Here is an 11,523-nt window from a genome sequence, read left to right as displayed (position 1 = left end):
GTCGCCCGCCGAGCGGTCGGGTGTCGTCGCTGCGCGACGGCGCCGGGTCGCCGAGTGGTCGCGTCCTGTCGCTGCGCGACGGTGAGTGGTCGCGTTCTGTCGTGTGCGGGGGCGTGGAACGACAGGACGTGACCACTCGGCGGACGTGAGCGGGGCGTCGTGACCGCTCGGGTTCCATCGGCACGCGCGCGGTGCGGTTTCGCGCGGTGCGGCGTTGGGCACGCGGTGCGAGGCTGACACGCCGCACGGGGTGCACGACCTCGCACCGGGCGGAACACCTCGTACGGTGCGGGGGTGCACGACCTCGCACCGCGCGAGACACCTCGCACGGTGCGGCTCGGGCGTCAGGCGCCGAGGCGCTCGATGAGCTCGCGGTACCGGGCCGCCGTGCGCTCGACGATCTCGTCAGGGAGCACCGGCGGCGTGCCCTGGCGGTCCCAGTGCGCGCTGAGCCAGTTGCGCACGATCTGCTTGTCGAAGGAGTCGGTGCGGTTGCCGGCGTCGTACGAGGAGGCGTCCCAGTACCGGCTGGAGTCACTCGTCAGGACCTCGTCCCCGATGCGGATCTGCCCGGAGGTGTCGTGTCCGAACTCGAACTTCGTGTCCGCGATGATGACCCTGCGCTGCAGGGCGATGGCGGCAGCCTCGGAGTACACGTGCAGCGAGAGGTCGCGGAGGGTCGCAGCGACCTCAGCGCCGACGAGCTCCTCGGTGCGCTCGAACGAGATGTTCTCGTCGTGCTCGCCCTGCGGCGCCTTGTACGCCGGCGTGTAGATCGGCTCGGGCAGTCGGTCGCCGTCGGAGAGCCCGGCGGGGAGCGGCACGCCGCACACGCTGCCCGACTCCTGGTACTCCGCCCAGCCGCTGCCGGAGAGGTAGCCGCGGACGACGCACTCGACCGGGAACATGCGCAGTGGCATCACGTGCATGGACCGCGTCGCGACGTCGGAGGGCACCGGGGTCGTGGTGGCCGACGGACCGAGCAGGTGGTTCGGGACGTCACCGAGCTGGGTGAACCAGAAGCGGGACAGGCGCGTCAGGAGCTCGCCCTTGCCGGGGATCGGTGGTTCGAGGGCGAAGTCGTAGGCGCTGACGCGGTCCGAGGCCACCAGGAGCAGCTCGGTGGCACCGGCGACGTCCGCGGTGGTGGCAGGGACGTAGAGCTCGCGGACCTTGCCGGACGACACGTGCTTCCAGCCGTCGACGTGGGGTGCGGCGTTCATCGGGTGACCTTCGTGGCGATGTCGGTGCGGAACTGGGCACCCGGCAGGGTGATGTCGTGCAGGCCGGCGTAGGCGCGGTCCCTGGCCTCGGTGAAGTCGGACCCGGTCGCGACGACGCTGAGCACGCGGCCGCCCGTCGCGACGAGCTCCCCGTCGAGCACGCCGGTGGCTGCGTGCAGGACGGACACGCCCTCGCGCGCGTTGGCGGCGTCGACACCGGTGATCGGTCGCCCGGTCTGCGGGTTGTCGGGGTAGCCCTCGCTCGCCAGGACGACGGTCACCGCGACCTGGTCGTGGAACGCCGGCGCGGGGGTGCCGCCGAGCTGGCCGCTCGCCGCTGCCAGCAGGAGCGCACTGAGCGGTGTGGCCAGGCGGGGGAGCACGACCTGGGTCTCCGGGTCGCCGAAACGGGCGTTGAACTCGATGACCCGCACGCCCTGCTCGGTCACGATCAGCCCGCAGTAGAGGAGCCCGACGAAGGGGGTGCCCTCGTGCTCGAGGCGGCGGACCGTGGGCAGCGCGACCAGGTCGGTGACCTCGTCGACGAAGGCCTGCTCGGAGCCCCAGCGGTCGGCGAGCCACGGCAGCGGGGAGTAGGCACCCATCCCGCCGGTGTTCGGCCCCACGTCACCGTCGCCCAGGCGCTTGTAGTCCTCTGCCGGGCTGAGCGCGCGGACGTCGTGGCCGTCGCTGAGGAAGAACAAGGAGACCTCTTCGCCGTCGAGGAACTCCTCGACCACGACGGGGCCGTGCTGCAGCCAGTAGGTGGCGTGGTCCACGGCGGCCTGTCGGTCGTCGGTCACGAGGACGCCCTTGCCGGCAGCGAGCCCGTCGGCCTTGACGACGTAGGGCGCTCCGAGTTCGTCGATCGCGGCGATGGCCTCGTCCAGCGTGCCGGCGGAGAGCGGCCTGCCCGTCGGGACGTCGGCCTCGGCCATGATGCGCTTCGCGAAGGCCTTCGAGCCCTCGAGCGCGGCGGCGGCCTTGCCCGGGCCGAACACCGGGATGCCGCGGGTGCGAAGGGGATCGGCGACACCGGCGATCAGCGGGGCTTCCGGGCCGACGACGACGAGCTCGACACCGTTCTCGAGCGCGTACTCGGCGACGAGCGGACCGTTCGTGGGGTCGAGGGACACGGTCTCGACGTCGGCGGCGATGCCGGCGTTGCCGGGCGCGGCCGTGATGACGTGGCCGGCCTGCTCCGCCAGGAGCGCCGTGATGATCGCGTGCTCGCGGGCACCGGAACCGAGGACGAGGATTCGCACCCGATCACCCTACCGAGCCACGGCGCTCGGCTGGGGTGCACCGGCTAGCCTGTGGACATGCCGGGCAGGACGATCGACGACGCCGAGGGCGCAGCCGCACTGCGCGCCGTCGTCGAGGGTGCGACGGAACGACCGCTCGTCGCCATGGCCGTGCGGTGGACGCTCCAGCGGCTCGCCGAGGACGTGCCCGGCAACAGCGTCGAGGTGCGCGTGCCGCCGTTCGCCGCCGTGCAGGCCGTGCCCGGACCCCGCCACACCCGCGGGACCCCGCCGAACGTCATCGAGACGGACGCGGCGACGTGGATCGCGCTCGCGACGGGGACGCTCCGCTGGGACGACCCGACCGCCGCCGTGCGCGTCAGCGCCTCTGGTTCCCGAGCGGACCTGGCGTCGTTCCTGCCCGTGCGGACGCACGGACTCGAGCCCGTCGACTGACGGCCGCACTCCCGTCGACTGACGGTCGCACTCCCGTCGACTGACGACCACGCTCCCGGTACCCGGGGGGATCGAATTAGGTAGTGCCTACCGATGTGGCCGTTGCTACCGCAGCCGTACCGTGGAAGTCGCCGGGATTCGGACCCGACCCGAACGGGTCCGAACCCGGCGACAACGCCCACGGTACGCGACAACCGTCGTTCCGTGTCAACCATCCGGCGTGGCGTGCTGCATTCCGCAACCCGATTGCGGATTCTGTCGCGCCCGGACGGGTGGAGCGCTCCCGTCCCGCCGGCGGTCCACCAAGCCGCCGGTGGCACGGAGCGCGGCGCCGGCACTGCCCCGCGCTGCACCGCCCTGCCTCGCGCAGCCCAGCCCAGCCCAGCCCAGCCCCGCCCCGCGCTGCACCAGCCCAACCCAGCACCGCGCTGCGCAGTGCAGCCCAGGCCTCAGACCAGGTCCGCCAACTCCGACCGCGCGTGCAGGTCCCACTTCGCGAAGATCCGCGACATGTGGGCGTCGATCGTCCGGACGGACAACCCGAGCTGCTCCGCGATGGACCGGTTCGACAGGCCCTCGGCCGCGAGCTCGGCGACCTCGTACTCCCGACGGGTCAGCGGCGGTCGCGAGCGCTTCGCCGTCACGTACATGCCCCGCGCGGCGAGCGCTCCCTGTGCGGCGATCGTCCTGGTGCCGTCCCCGGCCAGCACCGCGTCGGCGTACTCGCGCACGGCGGCGGCCATCGGCCCGTCGACCCGGTCGACCACGGCGCGCAGCCGTCCGATCGACGCGGCCGGGTCCCGCCCGTTCATGAGGTCGTTGGCGTACAGCAGGACCTCGCCGAACATCACGCTCGTCCAGGCACCGTCGGCCGTGGCTCGCTCGATGACCTGGTGCGCACGCTGCAGCCCCGCGGGGTTCCCGAGCGCGGTCTCGGCCCAGGCGATCGAGATCGCGATCTGCTCGCCGGTGATCCGCATGGCCCGTGGAGGGACGCTCCGCGCACGCTCGAGCGCGACGCCCGCCTCTTCCGCCCGACCGGCGGACGCCAGGGCCATCGCCAGCCGTGCCCAGGGGTACGCCCCGAACCCGCCGTGGTCGGCCACGGCGTAGCGCTCGCACGCTGCCGAGAACGCGGTGACGGCGTCGTCCCACCGGCGCTGCCCGATCGCCAGGTTGCCGACACCGATGAGCTCGAGGGTGAAGTCGTACTTCAGGAACGGGCTGGAGCGCTTCACCGAGATCTGCGTGATGAGGTCGTCGTAGTCGCCCCGCCAGACCTGCACCTGGTGCATGACGGACAGGAGCTCGCCGACGCTCCACGGTGCTTCCTCGACGTGCACGGTCGCGGTCGCGAGGGCGGCCCGGCCGAGGTCCATGGCGTCCTCGAGCCGTCCGCCGGTCGCCAGGGCCATCACGGCGCACGGTGCGATGCAGAGGAACGACATCGGCACGGTGGGGGCGTTGACGATGCCGGAGCGCTCGACCTCGGCGCGGACCCCGGTGAAGTCGCCACCCCAGCCGAGGTGTGCCAGGCGCAGCAGGCGCAGCCGTTCGACGCCCTCCGGCCCCACGAACGCGGTGGCGGCGTCGGTGAGCGCGACGGCGGCCAGCACGTCGTCGTCGTGGAACTGCCGGATGTTGGCCAGGGTCTCGCAGGCCTCGATGACGGCGGCGTCGGGGACCTCGTCGTGGCGGGTGCGGGCGATCTCCCACGCGGCCTCGGCGTCGGCGCGACCGGCTTCCCGCCCGGCGCTGTACCCGCGGGCGAGGGAGCGCAGGCAGTGCGCGGCCACCCGCTGGGCGGCGCTGAGGTCGGCGCGGAGGGCGGCCGAGCTCAGGGCGACGGCGCTCTCGTGCTCCTGCAGGCGGCCGGCCACCTGGGCGGCGTCGAGCAGCTGCGGCACCGGCGGGAGCACCCCGCACTCGATCGCCCAGAGCGCAGCGCGGAGCCGGGCGGCAGGGACGGCGCCGGCGGGGTGGTCGGTGCGGAAGGCGTTGGCGCGGGCGAACAGCGTCGTCCGTCGGGCCACGGGCACGAGCGACCGGACGACCTCGCCGACCAGGGGGTGCGACGGCCGCACGATGGGAGCGCCGTCGGCGAGCGAGTCGATCCGCACGAGGCCGAGCGCGACGACCCGGTCGACGTCCCCGCCACCCACCAGCCCGAGCAGTCGGGAGAGCGGGATCGGGTCGGCGAGCGCCACGATGTCGACGACGTCGCGGAGGTCCTCCGGCAGCGCGCCGAGTTCAGTCCGGTACATGTCGGCGAGGCTGTTCGACGCGGTGATCCGGCCGCGCCAGTACCAGCCGGACGCGGTGTGGTCGAGGTCGCCGGACGCCAGCGCTGCCCGCACCACCTCGCGCAGGTACAGCGGGTTGCCCTCGGTGGCCCGGTGCACGCGCTCCACGGACGCCGACTCGAGCGGTGCGCCGAGCGCGTTGCCGATGAGCGTCGCGGTGTCGTTGAGGTCGAGCGGACCGAGGTCGATCCGCTCGAGCAGGTCGTCCTGCCACAGCGAGCGCAGCGGCTCGGCGAGCGCGGCGAAGTCGCGGCAGGTCAGCACGAGCCGTGCACCCTGGTTCCGGACGAGCCAGGCGACGTACCTGGCTGAGATCGCGTCGAGGTGGTCGGCGTCGTCGACCCGGAGCAGCAGGTCGCGGTCGACGGCGTCCGCAGCCTGCCGGAGTCGCTGCTCGGCACCGACCTGGTCGGCGAGCAGTTCGGCGGGCAGGTCGCCGAGCTGTTCGGACACGGCGCTGAACGGCATGGTCGCGCCGGCGGCGACGGCGGTGATCGGCACGACGAGTGTCCGGTCAGCGCTGTCCCGGCGGGCCACACGGTCGGTGACGCGCGCCGCGGAGGTGCTCTTGCCGAGGCCGGGTGCCCCCACCAGCGCGACGCTCGTGCCGTGCTCGGCGACGACGGCGACGGCCCGGTCCTCTTCACGGCGCTGCATGACGGGCCAGGCGATCCGCGCGGGCACGGCGCTGCGCCGGTGTCCCGGCAGCATCGGTCCGGCCATCCTGCGTCACCCCCACACGTCGGACACCGATCGGTGCCGGTCCATCATCCCCCGGATCCGCGTCGGTCGTCAGGCCCCGGCACGTCCCAAGGTGGGGGACAATGGGGTCGTGAGCACCACCGACCACCCTGACGACGCTGCCGCGCCCGCACCCGACACCGCTTCGACCTCGGACGAGGTCACCATCCGGCGCGCGCCCAAGTTCGGTGTCTTCATCGTCGGCGGGGCCCTGCTCGGCTTCCTCGTCACCGTCATCGTGATCGCCGCGACGATGAACATCGACCGTGGCGACAAGACCGAGACCGTCGGCTTCAGCGGCCTGGTCGGCTACTTCGGTCTGTGGGGCGTCACCATCGGCATGGCCGTCGGCGCCGTCGTCGCCGTGGTCCTGGACCGCGTGCTGGCCCGCCGCGCAGCCCGCCTCACGGCGGAGCGCATCGCCGTCGACCTGCCCCCCGAGACGGTCGAGGGCGAGATCGACGACCACGGCGACCAGCCGCGCTGACCGCTCCCGGTCACGTCGTGGCCGGCCATGGACGGACGGGAGGCTCCCCACCAGCTGGTGGGGAGCCTCCCGTCCGTCGTCCTGGTCGCGACCAGGACCGCGCTCAGCTGAGCTGGTTGGCCTCGACCCAGGACAGGTACTCGGGGCTCACCGTGCCGGTGACGTACTCACCGGTGAAGCAGCTCATCTCGAGGTCGGTGACGTCGGAGCCCTCGATGATGGCGTCCCGCATGTCGCCGATCTCCTGGAAGATCAGGTGGTCGCTGCCGAGCACGCGGTTGATCTCCGGGATCTTCCGGTCGTGCGCGATGAGCTCCTGCCGCGTCGGCATGTTGATGCCGTAGACGTGCGGGAACCGCACCGGGGGAGCGGCGGAGGTGAAGGTGACCTCGTTCGCACCGGCGGCCCTGGCCATCTCCACGATCTCCTTGCTCGTCGTGCCGCGCACGATCGAGTCGTCGACGATGAGGATGTTCTTGCCCTTGAACTCGGACGACATCGCGTTGAGCTTCTGACGCACCGAACGCTTGCGCTCCGCCTGCCCGGGCATGATGAACGTCCGGCCGACGTAGCGGTTCTTGTAGAAGCCCTCGCGGTACTCGATGCCGAGCTTCTGCGCGACCTGCATCGCCGCGGGCCGTGAGGAGTCCGGGATCGGCATGACGACGTCGATGTCCCCGGTGGGCGCGTACTGCGCGATCGTGTCAGCCAGGCGGTTGCCGAGGCGCAGGCGGGCGTCGTACACGGAGATGCCGTTCATGACGGAGTCCGGACGGGCCAGGTAGACGTACTCGAACGAGCAGGGCACCAGGCGCGGGTTCTTCGCGCACTGGCGCGCGTGCATCGTGCCGTCCATCTCGATGAAGACGGCCTCGCCCGGGGCGACGTCGCGGACGATCTCGTACCCGCCGGACTCGAGGACGAGCGACTCGGACGTGACGACCCACTCGGAGCCACCGGAGTCGCTGAAGCGGTGCCCGAGGATGAGGGGGCGGATGCCGAACGGGTCGCGGAAGGCCAGCAGCCCGTGGCCCGCGATCGTGGCGATCGCGGCGTAGGAGCCCTCGACGCGCTCGTGCACGCGCTCGACGGCGTCGAACACCTGCCCGGCGTCGAGCTCGCGGCCGCGGACCTGGCCCTGCAGTTCGTGCGCCAGGACGTTGACCAGCAGTTCGGTGTCGGAGCTGGTGTTGAGGTGTCGACGGTCGATGTCGAACAGCTCGCGCGTCAGCTCCCGCGTGTTCGTCAGGTTGCCGTTGTGCACGAGGACGATGCCGTACGGCGCGTTCACGTAGAACGGCTGGGCTTCTTCCTCGTTGCTCGCGGTGCCCTTGGTGGCGTAGCGCACGTGGCCGAGGCCCATCGTGCCGAGCAGCGCCCGCATGTCCCGCGTGCGGAAGGCCTCGCGGACGTGCCCGCGGGTCTTGTGCATGTGGTGGATGTGCCCCTCGACCGTGGCGATGCCCGTCGAGTCCTGTCCCCGGTGTTGCAGCAGGAGCAGTGCGTCGTAGATGGATTGGTTTGCTGGCCCCTGATTGACGAGGCCGACGATGCCGCACATGCGCGGAGTGCTCCAGACCGTAGGATCGGGTGGTACCGAACAAGTCTGCCATGCCCCGCGGAGGACGACGTATGCCCAACCCCTACGCCGAGGCCGGCGTCGACACCGCTGCCGGTGACCTGGCCGTCGAGCTCATGAAGTCCGCCGTCTCGGCGACCCACAACGCGTCCGTGCTCGGCGGGGTCGGCGGGTTCGCCGGGCTCTACGACGTGTCGTTCCTGAAGGACTTCTCACGGCCGTTGCTCGCCACCTCCACGGACGGCGTCGGCACGAAGGTCGCCATCGCGCAGGCGATCGACAAGCACGACACCATCGGCCAGGACCTCGTCGGCATGGTCGTCGACGACATCGTCGTGGTCGGTGCGAAGCCGATGTTCATGACGGACTACATCGCCTGCGGCCGGGTCGTCCCGGCGCGCATCGCGGACATCGTCGCCGGCATCGCCCGTGGGTGCGCCGACACCGGCACGGCCCTGGTCGGTGGCGAGACGGCCGAGCACCCCGGGCTCCTCGGGCCGGACGACTACGACGTCGCCGGTGCGGCGGTCGGCGCGGTCGAGGCCTCGTCCCAGCTCGGCGCACACCTCGTGCAGGATGGCGACGTCGTCGTGGCCATCGCTTCCTCCGGCCTGCACTCGAACGGCTTCTCGCTCGTGCGGCACGTCCTGGGGCAGCGTGGCGTCGGGTACACGGACTCGCTGCCCGAGTTCGGCGGGCTGGTCGGCGAAGCCCTGCTCGAGCCGACGCGGCTCTACACGACGCCGCTCCTGACGCTGCTCGACGCCTTCCCCGGTGCCGTGCACTCGCTCTCGCACGTGACCGGTGGCGGCATCGCGGCAAACCTGGCGCGCGTGCTGCCCGTCGGCTCGTGGGTCGAGGTCGACCGCGCCACGTGGGAGCCCCTGCCCGTCTTCCGGGTGCTCGCCGACATGGCCGGCACCCCGATCGAGGACACCGAGGGCACCTGGAACCTCGGCATCGGCATGTTCGCCGTCGTCGCGGCGGCCCAGGCGGACGAGGTCATCGCGTCGCTCGGTGCTGCCGGGATGGCGTCGTGGTCGGTCGGCGCGGTGTCGATGTCCCCACGCGAGCTCGACGGCTTCGAGCAGGGCGCCAAGGGCGTCGACGGCGGGGCCGTGCGCTTGACGGGGGCGTACGCGGGCTGAGGCGCGTGCGCGCCTCCTTGCGCTGCCCGACTCGGAACGACACCGTCCGCGGCGCTGCCCGACCCGGAACGACATCGTCGAGGTCGTACGACTTCGATGATGTCGTTCAGCGTCGACGAAACCCGCGCGTCGGCGCCGCAGCGGTGCCCGCGCACACGGAAACGCCGCGCTGCCCATGGGGCGCGCGGCGTCGTCGAGCCGGACTCAGGCGGACTTGTTCTGGTCCTGCTGGGTCTCGAGCTCGTCACCTTCGTCGAGGGGCTCCGGGCCGTACTGGTCAGCCCAGCGGTCCTCGTAGTCCTCGCCGTCGTTCTGCCCAGTGGACAGTTCGCGTTCGAGTGCACCGTAGTTGGTCTCAGGGCTGAAGTACTTCAGCTCCCGAGCGACCTTGGTGTGCTTTGCCTTCTGACGGCCGCGCCCCATGCGTGACCCCCTCGTGTGTCGGCTCGTGTCCGGTCTGTCGGGAGGCGAGTGTCACCCGGTGAATCCGAACGGTTCGTGGTTGGAAATCTGCCGATCACTCTACCATGTAGCCCTATCTGGACCTGCCCCACGGGCCTTGAGCATCCAGCAGAATCGGAAGTGATGACGGACCCGACACCGACCCTCGACGACCAGCACGCCCGGGTGGTGGTGATCGGTGCCGGACAGGCCGGTCTGTCGGTCGCCTGGCACCTGCAACGACTCGGGCTGGTGCCCGGGACGGACATGGTCGTCCTCGACCGGGCTCCGGGCACGGGCGGCGCGTGGCAGTTCCGCTGGGAGGCCCTCCGGCTCGGTGCCGCGCACCGCGTGCACGACCTGCCCGGGATGCACGAGATGGGGCTGCGGTTCGACGACGCCGACCGGGCGCGTCCCGCTCGTGACGTCGTCGGCGAGTACTACCGCCGCTTCGAGCAGCACCACGACCTCCGGGTGCGGCGTCCGGTGCAGGTGACGAGCGTCGACCGCGCGGGTTCCGGACTGTGTGTGACGACGCGGGGCGCGGACGGGCGGGTCGCGCGGATCCTGGCGGACGTCGTCGTGAACGCGTCGGGTACCTGGGGCACCCCGTTCGTCCCCTGGTACCCGGGCCGCGACGTGTTCGGCGGGCGGCAGGTCGACACCACCGAGTACCGGTCCGCGGCGGCGTTCGCCGGGCAGGACGTCCTGGTGGTCGGTGGCGGCACGAGCGCGATCGGCTTCCTGCTCGAGCTCGACGGTGTCGCCCGGTCCACGCGGTGGTTCACCCGGCGTCCGACGGTGTGGTCCGACGGGTCCGCGCTCGACGTCGAGTCCGCGGTGGCCGCGGTCGAGGAACAGGACCGGGCAGCGCGTGCCGGCGAGGTCCTGCCGAGCATCGTCAGCGGGACCGGGACCCCGGTGTCGCGGCGCATCCGGGCGGGCCTGGATCGCGGGGTGCTCCGTGACGAGCCGATGTTCCAGCGGTTCGACGAGGACGGCGTGGTGACCGCTGACGGCGAGCACGTGCACGCCGACGCGGTCATCTGGGCCACGGGCTTCCGGGCCGACCTACGGCACCTGGCGCCCCTGCACCTGCGGACGGCGAAGGGCGGCGTGGTCGTGTCGGACGGGCGTTCGGAGGACGAGCCCCGGCTGTTCCTCGCCGGGTACGGCCCGCAGGCGTCGACCATCGGGGCGAACCGAGCCGGTCGACGGATCGCCCGCCAGGTGATGGCCGCGCTCGACCCGTCCTGACCTCGCACCGTGCGAGGTCCTCCGGCCCGTGCGACCCGGCCTGAACTCGCACCGTGCGAGGTCCTCCGGCCCGTGCGAGGTCGCACACCCCGTGCGCGCCGACGGCCCCGCACGGGGTGCGCAACCTCGCACCGAGCCGCCCCCGCGCCCGCCGGCCGCCGGCCGCGCGCACCCCGCGCGCAGCGCCGACCTACGCGGCCAGCGGCTCCTCGACGCCACGACGGCGACGACGTGCACGCAGCACGACCGCGTCGAGGGAAAACCGCCCGGGCCCGGTCAGCGCGACCGCGAGCGACCCGGCGGCCAGCACGAGCACGAACTCGAAGCCGCCCGACTGCGCGAAGAACCCGGCCTCGCTGTGCGCCAGCACCCCCGCCGCGACCATGTCGACCGCGAGCAGCGCCGCGACGACCCGCGTCGCGACCCCGAGCACCAGGAACGCGCCGCCGACGAGCTCCAGCCCGGCGACGAGCGGGGCGGCGACCTCGGCGAACGGGACGCCCATGCCGGAGAAGCCCGAGGCGACGGCGGGGATGCCCTGCCCGACCTTCTGGGCTCCGTGGGCGATGAAGACCACCCCGAGGACGACGCGCAGGACGGTCAGGCCGATGGATGTCGATGTCGTTCGCATGGCCACGACCGTA

10 protein-coding genes are annotated in these 11,523 nt (G+C 72.3%); 4 read left to right on the top strand and 6 right to left on the bottom strand.

Features of this window, described 5'->3' with window-relative positions; all coding sequences use genetic code 11:
• Positions 1-344: 344 nt before the first annotated feature.
• Positions 345-1,223 carry a phosphoribosylaminoimidazolesuccinocarboxamide synthase gene (locus tag ITJ54_RS09455; RefSeq protein WP_194627674.1) on the bottom strand — a complete coding sequence of 293 codons (879 nt, stop codon included), beginning with the start codon at positions 1,221-1,223 and terminating at the stop codon, positions 345-347.
• Positions 1,220-2,488, bottom strand: coding sequence for a phosphoribosylamine--glycine ligase (gene purD, locus ITJ54_RS09450; RefSeq protein ID WP_194627672.1), 1,269 nt, complete (start codon positions 2,486-2,488; stop codon positions 1,220-1,222). Before purD ends, ITJ54_RS09455 begins: the two co-directional genes overlap by 4 nt.
• A gap of 57 nt (positions 2,489-2,545) precedes the next feature.
• Here purD and ITJ54_RS09445 point away from each other — a divergent pair, with 57 nt between their 5' ends.
• A complete protein-coding gene (locus ITJ54_RS09445; protein ID WP_194627670.1) occupies positions 2,546-2,923 on the top strand; it encodes a sterol carrier family protein in 378 nt (125 codons plus the stop codon).
• A 449-nt stretch (positions 2,924-3,372) separates the two neighbouring features.
• Here the strand turns inward: ITJ54_RS09445 and ITJ54_RS09440 are convergent, their stop codons facing one another.
• A complete protein-coding gene (locus ITJ54_RS09440) occupies positions 3,373-5,937 on the bottom strand; it encodes a helix-turn-helix transcriptional regulator (RefSeq protein WP_194627668.1) in 2,565 nt (854 codons plus the stop codon).
• Between the two features lie 121 nt (positions 5,938-6,058).
• Here ITJ54_RS09440 and ITJ54_RS09435 point away from each other — a divergent pair, with 121 nt between their 5' ends.
• Positions 6,059-6,454, top strand: coding sequence for a hypothetical protein (locus ITJ54_RS09435; RefSeq protein ID WP_194627666.1), 396 nt, complete (start codon positions 6,059-6,061; stop codon positions 6,452-6,454).
• Positions 6,455-6,557: 103 nt separating this feature from the next.
• Here the strand turns inward: ITJ54_RS09435 and purF are convergent, their stop codons facing one another.
• Positions 6,558-8,015 (bottom strand): amidophosphoribosyltransferase, encoded by a 1,458-nt coding sequence (purF, locus tag ITJ54_RS09430; protein ID WP_194627664.1) that lies wholly within the window; start codon positions 8,013-8,015, stop codon positions 6,558-6,560.
• 71 nt (positions 8,016-8,086) lie between these two features.
• Here purF and purM point away from each other — a divergent pair, with 71 nt between their 5' ends.
• Positions 8,087-9,181 (top strand): phosphoribosylformylglycinamidine cyclo-ligase, encoded by a 1,095-nt coding sequence (purM, locus tag ITJ54_RS09425; protein WP_194627662.1) that lies wholly within the window; start codon positions 8,087-8,089, stop codon positions 9,179-9,181.
• Between the two features lie 204 nt (positions 9,182-9,385).
• Here purM and ITJ54_RS09420 read toward each other — a convergent pair whose 3' ends face one another.
• A complete protein-coding gene (locus ITJ54_RS09420; protein WP_194627660.1) occupies positions 9,386-9,604 on the bottom strand; it encodes a DUF3073 domain-containing protein in 219 nt (72 codons plus the stop codon).
• A 162-nt stretch (positions 9,605-9,766) separates the two neighbouring features.
• Between ITJ54_RS09420 and ITJ54_RS09415 the strand changes: the two genes are divergently transcribed.
• Complete coding sequence (locus ITJ54_RS09415) at positions 9,767-10,879, top strand: NAD(P)-binding domain-containing protein (protein ID WP_194627658.1); 1,113 nt, start codon at positions 9,767-9,769, stop codon at positions 10,877-10,879.
• A gap of 190 nt (positions 10,880-11,069) precedes the next feature.
• On the opposite strand, the gene ITJ54_RS09410 is transcribed toward ITJ54_RS09415, so the two are convergent.
• On the bottom strand, positions 11,070-11,510 hold the full coding sequence (locus tag ITJ54_RS09410; protein ID WP_194627656.1) for a DoxX family protein: 441 nt from the start codon (positions 11,508-11,510) through the stop codon (positions 11,070-11,072).
• Positions 11,511-11,523: the final 13 nt, after the last annotated feature.

Origin of the sequence: Curtobacterium sp. VKM Ac-2865 (assembly GCF_015350905.1) — a bacterium.
In the GTDB taxonomy this organism is placed as follows: Bacteria; Actinomycetota; Actinomycetes; order Actinomycetales; family Microbacteriaceae; genus Curtobacterium.
The sequence above is the reverse complement of the archived record's forward strand: the minus strand, read 5'-3'. Positions and strand labels throughout refer to the sequence as shown.

Excerpts from the sequence above, each read along its gene's own strand:
- ITJ54_RS09415 (WP_194627658.1), top strand. The coding sequence starts at position 9,767 with ATGACGGACCCGACACCGACCCTCGACGACCAGCACGCCCGGGTGGTG.
- purF (WP_194627664.1), bottom strand. The coding sequence starts at position 8,015 with ATGTGCGGCATCGTCGGCCTCGTCAATCAGGGGCCAGCAAACCAATCC.
- ITJ54_RS09420 (WP_194627660.1), bottom strand. The coding sequence starts at position 9,604 with ATGGGGCGCGGCCGTCAGAAGGCAAAGCACACCAAGGTCGCTCGGGAG.
- ITJ54_RS09445 (WP_194627670.1), top strand. The coding sequence starts at position 2,546 with ATGCCGGGCAGGACGATCGACGACGCCGAGGGCGCAGCCGCACTGCGC.
- ITJ54_RS09440 (WP_194627668.1), bottom strand. The coding sequence starts at position 5,937 with ATGCTGCCGGGACACCGGCGCAGCGCCGTGCCCGCGCGGATCGCCTGG.
- ITJ54_RS09455 (WP_194627674.1), bottom strand. The coding sequence starts at position 1,223 with ATGAACGCCGCACCCCACGTCGACGGCTGGAAGCACGTGTCGTCCGGC.
- purM (WP_194627662.1), top strand. The coding sequence starts at position 8,087 with ATGCCCAACCCCTACGCCGAGGCCGGCGTCGACACCGCTGCCGGTGAC.
- ITJ54_RS09410 (WP_194627656.1), bottom strand. The coding sequence starts at position 11,510 with ATGCGAACGACATCGACATCCATCGGCCTGACCGTCCTGCGCGTCGTC.